The following is a 16844-nucleotide window of genomic DNA, read 5'->3' on the forward strand; positions in this document are numbered from 1 at the left end:
ATACACCAATCGAGATCTTCTTACTTAATCTACGTCACTAAATTCGTTCAAGTTATTTCTTGCAATCTGCCACATCATCGAGACTTTTCTTTTGATCGGCCTTAATTCCAGCGATGTGCTTAGTCAAGGTATCAATGTGGCGTGACGTTTCATCCAGATAACCCCCTTACCAGCCTGCCAACTAGTGTAAGCATGTACGGAGCTCCCACCAGCTACTATAAGTGCTAATGCACCTGTTACCGCAACAATACTCTTTTTTACTACACTATTCATTCGATTGGTCCCCCTTTTTATCTTTATACATTTAATAATACATCACAGATATAATAATATATTACAGGTAATAATATAGCATAGTTTTGTAAAATATCAACAAATATGATTATTTGATTTTTCTTATTGTATCAGCAGTTTATGAGGGGGAATTTACACTTTTATAAAGACAATAAGGTCGTTAATTGCTTGACGTTATAGTAGTGTAAGATAGGTATTATCAGGAAAACAGCTAGTAGATTGGGCATTAAGATGATAGCGGGTACCGAAATTATAATTAAAGCATCATGAAGGTGTGTTGCCACATGGATGAGAAAGTGATATTGAAGCAACGAGTACCTAACTTATTAAATAACGGGCTGAAAAGACATCGGTACAATACCGACATTTTTTCGATCAGTTGGTTACTTAAACTTCACTCCAATTTTTTAGGGTTTGGTTTAAATTAGTAGATGGGTCTCTTTTTATTGGCACAATAATAGATAAATTAATTTAACACATTTTGATAATCGTTTAAAAATAATACAATCATTATGAGAGTATATTTTGTAAAAGAAAAAGCACATGATTTAAACCATGTGCTTTCTAATATAAGTTAATTCTGTACTGCTCCACCTGGATTCGAACCAGGGACCTGCGCATTAACAGTGCGTTATTCTACCGCTGAACTATGGAGCAATTTGTTGTTTACTCAACTATTTAAGTATAACAACATGAGAATTAATTGTCAACAACTAAATTTTATCAAGTTGAATTTTAATGTTATCCAACGTTTCCAAAAGTTGTGTGGTGGGAATTGTCAACGGTGGTAGCAGGCGCAACGTATTGTGGCTGGCAGATAAAACAATAATATGTGCTGCTAAAAGATCAGCGACGACTTGTTCGACAGGCACCGTGAGTGCAATACCAGCCATCATCCCCAACCCGCGGACGTCATCTACGACTGCTAAGGTTTTAAACTCCGCTAACTTATCCCAAAATAAAGCGATTTTCTCTGGCAATGTTGGGAGCACTTCATCTAAGACAGTCAGGGTCGCTTGCGCGGCGGACATCACTAAGGGATTGCCGCCAAAAGTGGAACCGTGGGTACCATAGGCCAAGGCTTCGGCATAGTCGTTTTTCGCTAACATGGCGCCCACGGGAATGCCGTTGGCCAATCCTTTAGCAGTGGTAAAAATATCTGGTGTGAAACCATATTGTTCAAAAGCAAATCTTGTGCCAGTCCGGCCCATGCCTGTCTGGACTTCATCAACAAGTAACAAAATGCCATTTGTTTTTGCCAAATTAACTAACTCAGCGACAAAGGCTGGATCAGCGGGGAAAACGCCACCTTCACCTTGAACGAGTTCCAACATAATGGCCGCCGTGTCGTCGGTGATCAGTGCTTTGACACTGGCAATATCGTTGAATTTCACGTAAGTGAAACCGGTCAACATGGGTAGGCCAGCATGAATACTGTCCTGTCCGGTAGCTGACATCGCCGCATAGGTACGACCGTGAAACGAGTTGGTAAACGAGATAATCGTTGATTTACCGGTTACCAGACGTGCGGGTTTAATCGCTGCTTCATTGGCTTCGGCACCGGAGTTAGCAAAGTAAGCAGTGTAGTCCGGTCCACCGAGTTGTTGGGCAACGGCCTCTTGCAAAGGATTTTGATATAAATTGGGGATATGCCATATTTTTTCGGCCTGCTGGCTTAGTGCTGCCACGACTTTGGGGTGGGTTGCGCCAATGTTATAGACACCGATACCGCTGGTTAAATCACTATAGGCTTGGCCTTGGTCGTCAAACCAAGTGGCATTTTGTGCTTGGGTAAAAGTTACGGGTGCGCGATGATAATTCGGAAAGAGGGTCATAAATTACTCCTTGTTAAAGTGTGACGACCGTGCCCGGTTGGGTGACGGTGTTGGTAATATGGACATGATGGACGCCGCGTTTGACTGCGCTTAAGGCACTGTTGATTTTTGGAATCATACCACCGGTGACGAGATGATCGGCGGTTAATTGTTGGGCCGTTTTTGGTGTGAGTGCTTGCAGTAAGCAACCACTGACTTTCACCCCAGCAACGTCAGTGAGTAAATACAGCGCATCAGCGTGGAGTTGTTTAGCAATGGCGGTGGCTGCGTGGTCAGCGTTGACATTTAACCACTGGCCGTCATTTGTCATGGCAAGGGGGGCAATAATTGGGATTAAATTTTGCTGCCAAAGTTGTTGAATGAGCTGGGTGTTAACCTGGTGAATAACGCCCACATAGCCATAAAGTGCCTGATCCAACACATGGCCGGTTAACAGCTGATTGCTACCGGCATTAAGTCCGATGGCTGCTATGCCGTGTTGACGAAAAGCTTCGGTTAGTGCTGGTTGCACTTGGCCGAGGAGCGCCATTTGTGTGATATGAAGGCCTTGCGCGGTGGTGACCCGAATACCGTTAAACTTTTGCACTGGTTCATTGAATTGCGTCATCAAATGAGAAATTTGATCGCCACCGCCGTGGACAATGGCGACTTGAATATGCTGTTTTTGCCAATGTTTAATCGTCTCAAAAAACTTTGGGGTGAGCTGTTGGGCGGCATTACCGCCAATTTTAATGATGTATTTTTGGGTCATCGCTTCGCTCCTTGGTGTTGCTTACGTGGTGTAGAGGGCGTTAATTTTCACATAGTCGTAAGTCAAATCTGATCCCCAGGCTTGGCCGGTGGCTTCCCCATTGTTGAGATCAATTTGAATCGTGATGTGCGGGTCTTCTAGTGAATTTGCCAGTGCTGTCTGATTAAAGGCAACAGGGGCGCCAGCTTGCATGACTGGGTAGTCATTAATGCTGATGGCAATGGTATCTGGGGAAATATCCGTTTCGGCAGCGCCAATGGCGGCAATAATCCGACCCCAATTGGGGTCTTTGCCAAACATGGCGGTTTTGACCAATGATGAGCCGACGACTTTTTTGGCAATAAGTCGAGCAGCGGTGGCCGAAGCCGCATGGGTAACGGGGACGGTGATGAGTTTCGTTGCCCCTTCGCCATCGTTGGCAATCGCAATGGCCAGCGTCGTGGTCACGTGATGTAACATCGCTTTAAATTGGGCGTAAGCCGCGTCGTCTTGGGCAATTAGCGAATTGCCAGCTTGCCCATTGGCCATGACTAAGACCATGTCGTTGGTGCTGGTATCGCCATCAATGGTGATTTGATTAAAACTCGTCTCGACATCTTCTGACAAGGCTTGTTGCAATAGCGAACTGGTAATGTTCGCATCCGTGGTGATAAACCCAAGCATGGTAGCCATGTTGGGATGAATCATCCCCGAACCTTTGGCAACCCCACTCATCGTGATGCGCTTACCGGCAATGGTGCCTTGAATCGTCACGGACTTCTCGTTGGTATCGGTAGTCATGATGGCGTGGGCAAACCCAAGCGTATCGCCATCAGGCTGGAGTTGATGAATGCCTGCGGTCACAGTCGCAATGGGGAGGATTTGGCCAATAACCCCAGTTGAGGCAACGCCCACTAAGCTGGGGTCAATCCCTAACTTGTCTGCGGTGGTGGTTTGCATGTGTTTAGCATGGATCACCCCGATTTGCCCCGTGACCGCGTTGGCATTGCCGGAATTGACAATAATTACTTGTAGTTGACCGTTTTGAATGGTTTGTTTGGTCACTTGGACAGGGGCGGCTTGGACTTGGTTGGTTGTAAACACACCGGCCACCGCAGCGGGCACGTCGCTGATTAGCCAGCCAAGATCTTTGGCTTTGTGTTTGAGCCCAACATGTTGCCCGTCAGCGTGAAGCCTTTGGGGGCGGCGATGTTGGGGTGCGATAAGGTTGTGAATGGGGCGGTCAGTGTTTCGGGCATGTTGTCTCCTCGGTGTCGTGTTAAGCGTATTGTGCAATCAGGTTTAAGCCAGTTGTTTCCTCAAAATCGTACAGATGATTCATATTTTGAATGGCCTGGCCGGCCGCGCCTTTAATCATGTTATCTAGCACGCTGACAATCGTGAGATAGTGGGTAATGGGATTATAGGTGAGGCCAATATCGGTGAAATTCGTGCCAATGACTTGTTTGATGTCAGGTAAGGTATCCAATGGCATCAAGCGGACAAATGGTTTGTCAGCGTAAGTTTGGTGATAAAGGGCGTGAATGGCTGCGGGTGTGAGTGGTTGTTTTAATTTCGCATACGCACTGACGAAAATGCCGCGGTTAATCGGCAGCAGTGAGGTGGTGAATTGAATATGCGCTAGACTGGGCTGCCAGCGCTGTAATTGTTGCATGATTTCAGGTAAATGTTGATGTTGATTCACTTTGTACATCATCATATTTTCGTTGACAGTGACAAAATGGCTAGCTGTCGTCAATGATTTCCCAGCACCGGAGAGGCCACTTTTGGCATCAATGACAATGCTATTGGCATCGAGTAACTGTGATTGGGCCAGCGGTGCTAAAGCTAGGAGGGTGGCGGTAGCGTAGCAGCCGGGGTTCGCAATATAAGATTTATCATTCGTGTAAAAGTCGGCTAGACTGTAACTGGCTTGGTCCAACAATGCTTGTGGTGCGGCGGGTTGATGGTACCATTGCGCATAGTCTTTGGCGTTCAAACGAAAGTCGCCAGACAAGTCAATGACTGGAAAGTGTTGCGCCATAAATGGCGCAGCGAGCGTTTTGGTGACGCCACTCGATGTCGCGAAGAAAACTAAATCGGCGTTTTGCATAATATGCACTGGGTCAACGGGTGTTGGTGTCATTTTATACAGCGACTGCAAATGAGGGAAGGTTTGGTTAAGCGTTTCATGGGTCGCAGTTGTTTGATGAACTGAGACGACCTGCACGTATGGATGAGCGTGAAGTAAGCGTAGTAATTCCATTCCGGCATAGCCGGTGACGCCAACGATGGCCACTTTAATTTGAGTTGCTGTCATACTATTTCCTCCCGAGTCGTTGCTTTAAATCATAAAGCGTCATGAATTTAAATACAACAAATATGCAATCAAGCGGTGAATAATCCTAATTTACTGCATAAAAAAAACACCTCAATGAGGTGTTAAGCGCGGGCGGGCAGTTCTACAATTGCCATATCCAATACGTGGCCTTGGCTTTTGGTGCGAAGCTCGTTTAAGAAGAAGCCATCTTGGAGATCCAATTGTGTATCAAGGGCAAAGACGGTCAGCGTGTAGTTGTGCGTTGTATCTGGTGGCATGGGGCCGATGTAGGCTTGGTTGATCGCCGGATTGGCCGGTTGTTGGCATTTTTGGACAAAATGCCACGTTGAGTTCGTGCCCGAAACAGCCTGACCCGTTGCGCGTAAGTCTTCCGGCACATTGCCAACAGGGACATTGGCGGCTAACCAATGAATCCAAGGAAAACCACCAACGGGGATGGCGTCATAGTCAATCAGACTGATTGACAGTGACTGTGTGCCGTCAGGGATATCCGTGATGGTGATGGGAAAGTTTGTGGTCGGCATGTCTTGTGTTCGATATTTTGCCGGCGCAAACTTGGCATACTTATCGGGAATGAGACCATTTTCGAGTGGTACAGTGAGCTGCATGTTATTCTCCAATTAAATTTTTCTTGGCTTGGGCCAAACGGGCGCGAACGGCGACGGACATGTGCCGGTTATAGCGACGGACCGTGCTGACGGCATCAATGACAGCCGCTGTGCGTGCATCAAGGTCGCTGATATTAGCGATGTCAGCGCGTGTTTTGACTTCAAATCGTTCAATAAAGGCCAGTTGAAGTGCCGGTTCGTTCGCTCGTAATGTTTCCGCGGCTGCGTGTTTGCCAGCGTCCGTTAGGGCTTGCATAGCGGCCTGATAACCTTCAAAAAAATCATCTGGATCAGTGGTATTTTCCCAAGTAATCGGCGTGTCGTCGGTGACTGGGGCGGGTTCGGGTGTCGCATTAGTGGCTTTCTTTTTAAAGAAATCAAATAAAGACATGAGGCCAACCTTTCGTGATAAATTGCTTATCTTTATTGTACCGAACATCTGTTTTATTTGGTACAATAAATTTAACATTTAAACCTGGGGAAAATTATGGCAGCACGGAAAACAGTATTTAACGATAAACAGCGTATTTTGAGGCTCTATTCGGCTTTAATTAGTCATCGAGCCTTGTCGATTGAAGAAATCGAAGACATGTTTTTTATTGGCCGCAAGACTGTGCAACGGGATATCTCTGAAATTCGTGATTTTTTGCATGACCTGCAAATTGGAGAACCGATTCAATCTGAAATTGTCTATGATCGTAACTCACGTAAGTATAAATTAACCGAAATGGATAATTTGTTCCGTGTCTTCGATAAAATTAATCAAATTGATGAAAGCGATCCGATCGATTAAGTACCTGAATTAGCCGAAATGAGGTGGTCAAATGTCAAAGTACCACGTAAAAAGGGTTGTGCTTGTGACGGTCATATTGGGATTATTGACCAGTGTGGGTTTGTGGTTTGCAATGCAACAGCGTGTCCGACCCGCTTCTCGTCAAACCATTATTTTATTGCATGGTTATGGGAGTAGCGCACGGGCAACGACGGCGTTGGCGACCGCGATTCAGACGCAAACGCATTTGAAGCGGAGCCAACAAGTCAACGTATCACCGTAAGGTACGGTGAAATTGTCAGGAACGACCCGCCAACTACAACAAGGTGGCATTTATCAATTGAATTTTACCGATAAACAAACAACTGCTCAGCAAGCGAGTGCCGCCCTCGCGCGCTTGTTACAGACGTTCAAAGCGCGTCATGTCAATCAAGTCGTCCTAGTTGGACACTCGATGGGGGCGACGGCTGCGTTACGCGTGTTATTATCACACCCGATACAGGATACGACGTATCCAACTGCTACGCATTTGGTTACCATTGCCGCACCGTTTAATTCTGGGTTGGGATCAGGCGGTTTTGACCATGCGTTTGACCACAATACGATTGATTCAGCGACAAAACGCCCACGGTTGCAAGATGCGAGTTATCGTTACTTTAATCAACATCGGGCTAATATGCCTGAACAGACAAAAATATTAAATGTGATGGGTGATATTGGGGATGGCAGTGATGGCGTCGTGACGAATTTTAGTTCGGCAGCGTTAAAATTTTGGCTGAAAAAAGGGCAAGTATATCAGTCTGTGACCATTAGCGGGCCAAAAACCCAACATAGTCAGGTGCGAGATAATCCTGCCGTGACCCAACAAGTTGCGCAATTTATAATGGACTAAGGGCATCAAAAAACACCGGTGAACCGGTGTTTTTTTTATTTATTCGTCATTTGGTCGAAGTCGTCCACCATATCTTTTGGTCCGACAACTGAGAGAATATCGAGGTGATGCACTCGATAACTGGCTTCTGGTGCCACAATGACTTCCCCATCGTGGCGCACAGCAATAACGTTTAAGCCGAACTTTTTGCGAATTTTCAATTCAGAAAGGGTCTTGCCAGCAAAGGCTGGATTCACAATTTGGACTTCGGCCATTGAATAATCATCTGATAGTTCAATGAAGTTTAACATGTTAGGCGCGAGTAACTTACGGCCAATTCGTTCACCCATTTCACGTTCGGGTTGAACAACAAAATCAGCCCCGATTTTCGTTAATACCCGTAAATGGGTCCGATTTTCAGCCTTGGCAATCACGTTTTTAGCCCCAAGATCTTTGGCGTTGATGGTGGCTAAGATACTAGCCTGCATATTATGACCAATGGCGATAATCACGTGGTCAAAACTGGCAATGTCTAATTTGCGCAAGACATCATCTTCTTGGGCGTCAGCGATGACGACTTGAGTGGCGATGTCGCGATAATCGTTAACATGTTCTTCGTTAATATCAATGCCAAGCACATCTTGGCCATTGGCCACTAACGTTTCCAGTAAGGCACCGCCAAAGCGGCCCAGACCAATAATAGCATAGGTTTGACGCATTTTTTTATCCTTTCAAACAAATATTAACCGATAATGACGGATTCTTCAGGGTAGCGATAAGGGGCGTGCTCGGTGTGCACATTGAGTACAGAGAACATCACCGTATAGACGCCGACACGACCAATAAACATCGTGAGCATAATGACACATTGGCCAAAGTCCGTGAGGTGTGGCGTGAGACCAAGGGATAGTCCGGCAGTGGCAAACGCACTGACCACTTCAAAGACGATATATTCAAGACCAAAGTGGGCGTCGGTCCCTTGTGTGAGGAGGAGCAAAAATGATAGACCAGCCAGGAATATCATTGAAACAAAAACAAGAAGTAGTGCACGGGTAATGTTTTCATCAGTAAGACGGCGATGTGCAAAGGTCACATCTTGTTTACCGCGCAACGCAGCGTGTGTTTTGAGCAATAAAACACCTAAAGTGGTTGTTTTTAACCCACCCGCAGTAGAACCGGGGGTACCGCCAACATACATTAAGATCATCGTGACTAAGATTGTGGCTTGTGACATATCGGTAAAGCTGAATTGAGAAAAGCCAGCTGTGCGATAAGAAATTGACATAAAAAGCGTATTGGAGGCGCGGTTGAGTGGTGACAGGGTGTGAGCGATAGCTAAATTACTTTGCGTAATTTCATATAAAAGCCAACCACCAACAATCAGGGCACCAGTCATGACTAAGGCGAGTTTTGAATGGAGACTTAATTTTTTAGTCCGTGGATACAACAAAACATCTCGCCAAACCAAAAATCCTAGCGAACCGGCCACAATTAAGGCGGCAAAAATGAACATCACCCAAGGCTGACTTGTATACGCCACCCCGTTACCAGGTAGCGTCGTGAACCCCGCATTTCCAAAGGCCGAAATGGCATGGAAAAGGGCAAAGAAACTCCCTTTTTTGAAACCGAAATCATTGATAAAGAATGGCGCCAGACAAAGTGCCCCGACAATTTGAATGATAATGGACAACTTGATGACGTAACCGAAAACCGCGCGGGTATCGTACAGATTTTCAAGACTATAAACTTCTTGAATCATCATCCGGTTACGTAAGTCCATCTGTCGCTTGGTTGCTGTGAACAATAGCACAGAAAAAGACATAAACCCTAACGCACCAACTTCAATCAAGCACATAATGACAATTTGGCCAAAGAGTGTCCAATGCGTGGCTGTGTCAACCACGGTGAGTCCCGTCACTGACGCAGCTGATGTCGAGGTAAATAGGGCATTGAGAAAACTATGCCGCATATTGCCATAATGGCTAATGGGCAGCATCAACAACAGTGCGCCGACTGTGATAACGGATAGAAAGCCCAGTGTCAGTCGTTGGGGCATCGAAAAACGTGACCAGAATGTCCGTTGAAGCGATTGATTATGAAATTTTTTCATTTCCGCCGCAGTGGGGAGTTCAATTTCTCGTGACATGCCTCTATTATAGCGTAATTTTGAGGCGGCGGAACAAAAGCGATACGGATTTTTAAAACGTTTAATAGCGGTGTGTATAGTAAATCAATTGAAATAATTGCACGATAGCAAACATGGTATAATATTATTTGAAGAATTTTCCACGAACAGCATTTGTCCGTGGAATTTTTTGAAAATATATCAGAAAGTGGAAACGCGGTTGATAATGTGCAAATACTGCCATTTCCCGCGCGCTGAGAAAATAAATGACCGAATCATTACCAGTCATTGAGATGCGTCACATCGTCAAAAAATTTGGTGATTTCGCAGCCAATGATGACATTAATTTAAAAGTCCAACAAGGTGAAATTCACGCGTTACTTGGTGAGAACGGTGCAGGGAAATCAACTCTGATGAATATTCTCACGGGCTTGTTGCAACCAACGTCAGGAGAAATCTTGATTAATGGTAAGCAAGTTACCGTTGATTCACCCTCAAAGGCAGCTGCTTTGGGTATTGGCATGGTGCATCAGCACTTTATGCTCATTGACGCGTTTACCGTAACTGAAAATATCATTTTGGGGTCTGAAGTGACGAAAGGTTTGTCACTTGACACCAAGTCAGCAGCCAAGAAGATTCAGGCATTGTCTGAACAATACGGGTTGCAAGTTGATCCTTATGCGAAGGTTTCTGATATTTCCGTGGGGCAGCAACAACGTGTTGAAATTTTGAAGACGCTCTATCGTGGGGCGGATATTTTGATTTTTGATGAACCAACCGCGGTGTTGACCCCACAAGAAATCGAAGAATTAATTGCTATTTTGCATAACTTGGCCAAAGAGGGAAAGTCAATTATTTTGATTACCCACAAGTTAGATGAAATCCGGGCAGCCGCTGACACGGTGACGGTTATTCGTGCCGGTAAGTCAATTGATACTTTCCCAGTGGCCGGGGTGTCATCACAAGAATTAGCTGATTTGATGGTTGGCCGTGAAGTGAGCTTCAAGACTGATAAAATTGATGCCACGCCTGGCGAAACAGTGTTGCACATTGACAATCTTGAAGTGCATGATGCACGTGGCGTGGCCGCGGTGAAAGACTTTTCATTGGACGTTAAAGCGGGTGAAATTGTCGGTATTGCCGGCATTGATGGCAATGGACAAACAGAATTAATCCAAGGGATTACTGGCTTGACCAAAGTACAGTCAGGTCAGGTGGTCTTGCAAGGACAAGACATTACCAATAAGAAGCCACGCCAAATCACAGAAGCTGGTGTGGGGCATATTCCTGAAGATCGTCTCCGGTTTGGGATGGAAGTTGATATGACGTTGTCAGAAAACTTGGCATTGCAAACGTACTATAAGGCGCCTTTGTCACAACATGGTGTCTTACAAGCTGATGCAATGGATAAGTTGGCCAACGAGTTGGTCAAGGAATTTGACGTGCGTTCAGCTGGTATTCATGTTTTGGCTGGGTCGATGTCTGGTGGTAACCAACAAAAAGCCGTCATTGCCCGTGAATTAAATCGTGATAACGAATTAGTCATTGCGGCACAACCAACACGTGGGCTTGACGTCGGAGCGATTGAATACATTCATCAACGTTTGATTGACCAACGTAATGACGGTAAAGCGGTGCTGGTCGTCAGCTTTGAATTAGATGAAATTTTGAATTTGTCTGATCGTATTGCCGTGATCAATGCGGGTAAAGTTGTCGGGATTGTTGATGCAAAAGATACAAATAAACAAGAATTAGGATTGCTGATGACAGGGATGAGTCTAGCCGACGCCCGTGCAGCGCTTAAAGAAGAGGTACACGCCTAATGGCAGCACAAAAAAATTCATTTTCTGTGGCCTTATTCTCAGTCCTTTTTGGGTTGATTATTGGGGCCGTTATTATGCTGGTTTTCGGGTATAATCCGATTTCTGGTTATGTGGCGTTACTGGGTTCAGCTTTTGGTTCAATGCAAGACATCGGTGGTGTCTTGACTCAAATGACGCCATTGATTTTAACAGCACTTGGTTTTGCCGTGGCGCAAACAGCTGGATTCTTTAACATTGGGTTATCTGGTCAAGCCTTAGCCGGTTGGGTTGGTTCAGTCTGGTATGCGTTGAGTTTTCCAGATATGCCAGCTTATCTGATGATGCCAAGTTCTATCTTGCTTGGCGTTGGGTTAGGGGCGATCGCGGGCGCTATTCCGGGTTGGTTACGCGCCCAGTTTGGTGCCAGTGAAGTGATCGTGACCATCATGATGAACTATATCTTGTTGTTCTTAGGGAATAACATTTTGCAAAATACGATGTCAAAGAGCATTAAAGAATCAGCCGAAACAACCAAGCAAGTCGGCGCCAATGCGTCATTGCAAATGAAGTGGTTGACTGATTTGACGCAAGGCTCAAGTATTTCAGCGGGTATTTTCATTGCTTTGATCATGATTGTTGTGATCTGGTTTGTGATGACTAAGACAACACTTGGGTTTGAAATTCGTGCCGTTGGTTTGAATGCGGATGCGGCAAAGTACGCGGGGATGTCAGACAAGCGTAATGCCGTGATTGCTATGGCCATTTCTGGTGGTTTAGCTGGTTTAGCTGGTACCATTGAAGGTCTTGGGAATTATCTGAACTTCTTTACGCAAAACGGTTCGCCAGCTATTGGCTTTGATGGGATGGCGGTTGCGTTGCTTGGTAGCGGCTCATACCTTGGTATCTTAGCATCAGCCGCAATCTTCTCAGTATTGAAGATTGGTGGCCTAGGTATGCCAATGTCTTCAGGTGTACCATTTGAATTGGTTGATATTGTGACAGCGTCAATTATCTTCTTCGTTGGAGCAAAGTATTTGATTCAATTGATTCAAAAGCGTGTCCATGAAATGGACGAAAAGGCAGCTGAAGCAGCTGCAATTAAGAAGGCAGCCAAAACCGAGTCGGTTGCCGGTAAAAATCAGAAAGGCGGTGAATAAAGATGTCATTAATGGCGATGTTATCACTCGTAATTTCTAGTACATTAGTTTACTCAACGCCGTTGATTTTCACGTCAATTGGTGGCACGTTCTCAGAACGTGGCGGCGTCGTCAACGTTGGTTTGGAAGGGATTATGGGCATGGGCGCGTTTGCGGCGGTTGTCTTTAACCTGACTTTTGCTAGCACTTTAGGTTCAGCCACACCTTGGTTTGGCTTGCTTGCTGGTGCTGTGGTTGGTTTGCTCTTCTCTTTGTTACATGGTGTGGCCACAATCACATTGCGTGCGGACCACATTATTTCGGGTACTGTGATTAACTTGATGGCCCCAGCCTTGGGTGTCTTCTTAATTAAAGTTCTTTATGGTAAGGGACAAACTGTACCAATTTCACAAGACTTTGGTTATACATCAATTCCAGTTTTGTCACACATTCCGATTCTTGGGGACCTCTTCTTTGCGAAGACTTCTGGGCCTGCTTGGCTAGCAATCGTGGTGGCAGTGCTATCTTGGTACGTGATTTTCAAGACAAAGTTTGGTTTGCGTTTGCGGTCAGTGGGTGAAAATCCGCAAGCAGCTGATACATTAGGCTTGAATGTGGCCCGTTTGCGTTATTCAGGCGTGATGCTTTCAGGCTTGCTTGGTGGCGTTGGTGGCGCCGTAGTGGCACAATCAATTTCATTGAACTATTCAGCCAGCACCATTGTGGGTCAGGGATTCATGGCGATGGCAGCGATGATCTTTGGTCGTTGGAATCCAATTGGGGCATTGGGCGCTTCGCTCTTCTTTGGTTTGTCACAATCACTTGCTGTGGTTGGGGCACAATTGCCAGGTTTGAAGAACGTCCCATCAATTTGGTTACAAATCGCACCGTACGTCTTGACGATTATCGTGCTTGTCTTCTTCTTTGGTAAGACACGTGCGCCAAAGGCAGATGGTGTCAACTATATTAAGGCAGCTTAAATAAGCTGACTGGTAAAAATCCTAGCTGGATCCAGCTAGGATTTTTTTGCCCGAAAATAAGGTTATATACTGCCGAAGGTGAGCGATAAGATTTTAATTTATAATCATTTTTTGTTGTTATATCGCTGTCCTGTTACAATAGATAGAGAAATAAATTTTCTAATGAGACGTGATAGCTTATCACCATGGCAGAAAAGCGAGAGAGTTAAGAGGTAATTAAAATGCTTGTGATCATGAACATACTCAGTATTCCCATATTTATTGGGATTGCGTATTTGTTTTCAAACGATAAAAAAAATATCCAATGGCGATCAGTAGTGACGGTGTTAGCCATTGAATTAATATTAGCGTGGTTTTTCACGCAATTTAAAATGGGTCAAATTGCCGTTCAAGGTGCGGCTGACGGCTTTAACTAGTTAGTTTCCGTGGCTGCAGAGGGAACAGCTTTTGCTTTGCCGGATTGGTTGACAGCTAATAATGGTGGGCCTAACTTTGTGACGTCGGCCTTATTACCAATTTTATTGGTTGTGCCATTATTTGATATTTTGACTTATATTGGTTTTTTGCCATGGTTGATCAAATGGATTGGTAAGGGGTTGGCCTTGATTACAGGACAGCCTAAGTTTGAAGCCTTTTTCTCCATTGAAATGATGTTTTTGGGGAATACGGAAGTTTTGGCCGTATCAAAAACGCAGCTTGATCAGATGTCAGCCCGCCGTAACTTTACGTTGGCTATGATGTCGATGAGCTGTGTGACCTCAGCGATTATTGGTTCTTACACTCAAATGGTGCCAGGTAAGTATGTGTTAACAGCGATTCCGTTAAATATCTTGGGGGCAATTATTATTTCCGCCATCTTGAATCCAACTAAAGTGTCACCCGAAGATGACGTGATTGTTGGTGTTGCTGGTGGCGACAATAAAAAAGCGCCCTTCTTCTCATTTCTAGGTGATTCGATTCTTCGGGCAGGTAAGCTAATCTTGATTATCACTGCAACAGTTATTGCCTTTGTCTCACTGGCTGCCATGATCGACCAGTTATTGAGTTTAACTGGCCTACGCTGGTTAACATTAGAAAATATGTTTGGTGTCGTCATGTTTCCGTTTGCATGGCTCCTGGGCTTTAATGCCCATGAAGCCTTTCAAATTGCCCAGTTCATGGGCACGAAATTAGTGACCAACGAATTTGTGGTGATGGGTGAAGTATCCAAAAACATCATGGCGCAAAAAGGGCTCTTTGCCAATGAACATGCGCGCATTGTCTTGACTGTGTTCTTGACGAGTTTTGCGAATTTTGGCACTTTGGGCATGATTATTGGCGCCTTTAAAGGATTGGTCAGTCAGGAAAAGAATGATTATCTTAGCGCACGCGTTCATTATATGTTACTTGCGGGTATTTTGGTTTCACTGGTTTCAGCGGCAGCCGCTGGGTTGTTTGTTTGGTCATAAGGCAAAAAAGCGCAGCAATGCGCTTTTTTATAGATAGGCCGCTGTTTTTTCGGCGATGGCAGCGGCAGATTGCTTGAGGCTGGCCTGCTCGGCAGCCGTAAGCGCTAAAGAAAAATCCCCGACAATACCACCACGACCAATAATAGCGGGTGTCGAGATATAGCTGTCAAATTGGTGGTCGTAATGGGACACAATCGCTTCTTGGCGGGCATCTGACAGCACAAGTTGGGCTAATGCCACAGCAGCATGGACAATGGCAAAGTTGGTATATTTTTTACCAGCAAAGACAGTAAAGCCACCATCGCGCGCATCAGCGGCAATTTGATTCAAATCAAGCTGGTAGGTAGCGGCCAGTTCAGTTGCGGTTTGGCCAAGTGCCCGAACGGTTGACCAGGCGGCAAATTGTGACGCCCCATGTTCGCCTAACATATAGCCACTGACACTGCGCGGATCAATATTCAGGGCGTCACCGAGGGCGCGTTTCAAACGGGCAGTGTCTAAATAAGTCCCTGTGCCAAAAACTTGTTGGGTGGGTAAACCAGTCACTTGTTGATAAAGGCCAGTCATCACGTCAACTGGATTGGAAATGACGATTAAGACCCCCTTAAAACTTGCATGTTTTAAGTCAGTTCCGACTTGTTGTACTTCTGGTGTATTGGCGCGTAATTCCGTGAAACGATCCCCGCCAGGTTGGATGAGGTCAATATGACCCAGTGCTGAAATAACGACATCAGCATCGCCTAAGTCAGCCGTTGTACCGGCTGTTACCGTCACGTGTTGAGGTAATAAACTCGCGGCATCACGAAAATCAAGTACCTCTGATGCCAACTTATCAGGGTTTTTATCAACAAGGACCAATGTATCTGCGAGACCTTGGCTCACAATCAGATGGGCAACTGTTGCACCAACGTGACCAATCCCAACAACGCCAATTTTTCGCATAAAACCACCTCATGAATTTAAAATGTGTTATTGATTAGATTATACACATTTTTATAGGAAAACGCCAAATTTCGCTCATGTTTCACGTGGAACATCATAAGTTGCTGATTGCAAAAATGAGTTGGGGAAATAGGTGGGATTAAGCGCCGATTGCGTGATAATTATTGGTTTGATTTGTGATAAAATAGAACCTTGTGTGATACTTTAAAAATATTAAGGGAGATCATCATGTCATTGATGTCCAAAACCGATTTCCGCAAAGTGTGGTATGCTGTGCTACCACTTTTTGTCAGTTATTTACCATTAGGACTGGCGAGCGGTATTTTACTACAGTCGGTACATTTCAACGTCTTTCAGACGTTCTTGATTTCAGTGCTTGTTTTTTCAGGTGGGGGCCAATTTTTAGTGGTGGCGCTACTGGCAACGCAAAGTAGTGTCAGCACAATCTTAATGATGGTGTTCTTTTTAGAATTACGTTATGCGCTTTTGGGGGCAACCTTGTCACGCTATCTTAAGCATGAAAGTAACGGGTTCTTAGCGATTTTTTCACAATCGATGAATGACGAAAATTATGCCGTCAATCATTTGAAATTTATGACCGATAGTTCTTGGGACGGTCAAAAGGCCCTCTGGGTCAACTGGTTGTCGATGTTCGCTTGGACTTCAGCGAACATGGTGGGGACGCTTGGGGCCCAATTTATCAAGATTGATAGTAGTTTAGTGCATTTTGCGCTGACTGCCATGTTTGTTTACATGCTTGTGATGCATGTGAAAAATAAAAAGCGTCTGGTGGCCGCGGTGGTTTCTGCCGTGTTAGCCGTACTCTTTATGGTCACGATTAAAAACACCTTTGGGATTGTGTTAGCAACCCTAGTTGCGTCTTATGCTGGACATAGTTTTGAACAGGGGCAGCATAAGCGCCGGGCGCTCGCTAATCCAGCGGTTGCTGTGGAGGAATAA

At 45.2% G+C, this 16844-nt stretch carries 17 protein-coding genes, 1 tRNA gene and 1 pseudogene; 8 read left to right on the top strand and 11 right to left on the bottom strand.

Annotated elements, in window-relative coordinates:
* Window positions 1-123: 123 nt before the first annotated feature.
* The 8 genes from IE039_RS03975 to IE039_RS04010 form a co-directional block, all read right to left on the bottom strand.
* Window positions 124-273, bottom strand: a complete 150-nt coding sequence (locus IE039_RS03975) for a hypothetical protein (protein WP_010003798.1) — start codon at window positions 271-273, stop codon at window positions 124-126.
* A gap of 606 nt (window positions 274-879) precedes the next feature.
* A tRNA-Asn gene (locus tag IE039_RS03980) sits at window positions 880-951 on the bottom strand.
* A gap of 56 nt (window positions 952-1007) precedes the next feature.
* Window positions 1008-2129: an acetylornithine transaminase gene (locus tag IE039_RS03985; RefSeq protein WP_189428771.1), complete on the bottom strand. Its 1122-nt coding sequence runs from the start codon at window positions 2127-2129 to the stop codon at window positions 1008-1010.
* A 13-nt stretch (window positions 2130-2142) separates the two neighbouring features.
* Entirely contained in the window at window positions 2143-2880 is a 738-nt protein-coding gene (gene argB, locus IE039_RS03990; RefSeq protein WP_019041353.1) for an acetylglutamate kinase, read from the bottom strand.
* 21 nt (window positions 2881-2901) lie between these two features.
* The gene (argJ, locus tag IE039_RS03995; RefSeq protein WP_189428795.1) at window positions 2902-4095 is read right to left on the bottom strand and encodes a bifunctional glutamate N-acetyltransferase/amino-acid acetyltransferase ArgJ; all 1194 of its coding nucleotides are present in this window, start codon (window positions 4093-4095) and stop codon (window positions 2902-2904) included.
* A gap of 43 nt (window positions 4096-4138) precedes the next feature.
* A complete protein-coding gene (gene argC / locus IE039_RS04000) occupies window positions 4139-5179 on the bottom strand; it encodes an N-acetyl-gamma-glutamyl-phosphate reductase (protein ID WP_189428772.1) in 1041 nt (346 codons plus the stop codon).
* A gap of 122 nt (window positions 5180-5301) precedes the next feature.
* Window positions 5302-5808, bottom strand: a complete 507-nt coding sequence (locus IE039_RS04005) for a YbhB/YbcL family Raf kinase inhibitor-like protein (RefSeq protein ID WP_010006000.1) — start codon at window positions 5806-5808, stop codon at window positions 5302-5304.
* 1 nt (window position 5809) lies between these two features.
* Window positions 5810-6199: a GTP-binding protein gene (locus IE039_RS04010; protein ID WP_189428773.1), complete on the bottom strand. Its 390-nt coding sequence runs from the start codon at window positions 6197-6199 to the stop codon at window positions 5810-5812.
* A gap of 96 nt (window positions 6200-6295) precedes the next feature.
* Between IE039_RS04010 and IE039_RS04015 the strand changes: the two genes are divergently transcribed.
* The 3 genes from IE039_RS04015 to IE039_RS04025 are packed head-to-tail and all read left to right on the top strand — an operon-like array spanning window position 6296 to window position 7472.
* Window positions 6296-6601 carry a helix-turn-helix domain-containing protein gene (locus IE039_RS04015; RefSeq protein WP_010001397.1) on the top strand — a complete coding sequence of 102 codons (306 nt, stop codon included), beginning with the start codon at window positions 6296-6298 and terminating at the stop codon, window positions 6599-6601.
* A gap of 31 nt (window positions 6602-6632) precedes the next feature.
* Window positions 6633-6863 carry a hypothetical protein gene (locus IE039_RS04020; RefSeq protein WP_010004899.1) on the top strand — a complete coding sequence of 77 codons (231 nt, stop codon included), beginning with the start codon at window positions 6633-6635 and terminating at the stop codon, window positions 6861-6863.
* 6 nt (window positions 6864-6869) lie between these two features.
* Window positions 6870-7472: an alpha/beta fold hydrolase gene (locus IE039_RS04025; protein WP_189428774.1), complete on the top strand. Its 603-nt coding sequence runs from the start codon at window positions 6870-6872 to the stop codon at window positions 7470-7472.
* A 35-nt stretch (window positions 7473-7507) separates the two neighbouring features.
* On the opposite strand, the gene IE039_RS04030 is transcribed toward IE039_RS04025, so the two are convergent.
* On the bottom strand, window positions 7508-8170 hold the full coding sequence (locus tag IE039_RS04030) for a potassium channel family protein (protein WP_019040086.1): 663 nt from the start codon (window positions 8168-8170) through the stop codon (window positions 7508-7510).
* 23 nt (window positions 8171-8193) lie between these two features.
* Window positions 8194-9597 carry a TrkH family potassium uptake protein gene (locus tag IE039_RS04035; RefSeq protein ID WP_019040087.1) on the bottom strand — a complete coding sequence of 468 codons (1404 nt, stop codon included), beginning with the start codon at window positions 9595-9597 and terminating at the stop codon, window positions 8194-8196.
* A 245-nt stretch (window positions 9598-9842) separates the two neighbouring features.
* On the opposite strand from IE039_RS04035, the gene IE039_RS04040 reads away from it, so the two are divergent.
* The 4 genes and pseudogenes from IE039_RS04040 (at window position 9843) to IE039_RS04055 (ending at window position 14942) form a co-directional block, all read left to right on the top strand.
* A complete protein-coding gene (locus IE039_RS04040) occupies window positions 9843-11399 on the top strand; it encodes an ABC transporter ATP-binding protein (protein WP_029510032.1) in 1557 nt (518 codons plus the stop codon).
* Entirely contained in the window at window positions 11399-12535 is a 1137-nt protein-coding gene (locus IE039_RS04045; RefSeq protein WP_189428775.1) for an ABC transporter permease, read from the top strand. The genes IE039_RS04040 and IE039_RS04045 overlap by 1 nt, the downstream gene beginning before the upstream one ends.
* Window positions 12536-12537: 2 nt before the next feature.
* Window positions 12538-13494 (top strand): ABC transporter permease, encoded by a 957-nt coding sequence (locus tag IE039_RS04050; protein WP_029510030.1) that lies wholly within the window; start codon window positions 12538-12540, stop codon window positions 13492-13494.
* Between the two features lie 221 nt (window positions 13495-13715).
* A pseudogene (locus IE039_RS04055) lies at window positions 13716-14942 on the top strand (NupC/NupG family nucleoside CNT transporter).
* 27 nt (window positions 14943-14969) lie between these two features.
* On the opposite strand, the gene IE039_RS04060 reads toward IE039_RS04055, so the two are convergent.
* On the bottom strand, window positions 14970-15884 hold the full coding sequence (locus tag IE039_RS04060; RefSeq protein ID WP_010003472.1) for a lactate/malate family dehydrogenase: 915 nt from the start codon (window positions 15882-15884) through the stop codon (window positions 14970-14972).
* A 237-nt stretch (window positions 15885-16121) separates the two neighbouring features.
* Between IE039_RS04060 and IE039_RS04065 the strand changes: the two genes are divergently transcribed.
* Window positions 16122-16844 (top strand): AzlC family ABC transporter permease, encoded by a 723-nt coding sequence (locus IE039_RS04065; RefSeq protein ID WP_229782834.1) that lies wholly within the window; start codon window positions 16122-16124, stop codon window positions 16842-16844.

The organism is Leuconostoc lactis KCTC 3528 = DSM 20202, from assembly GCF_014651235.1.
In the GTDB taxonomy this organism is placed as follows: Bacteria; Bacillota; Bacilli; order Lactobacillales; family Lactobacillaceae; genus Leuconostoc; species Leuconostoc lactis.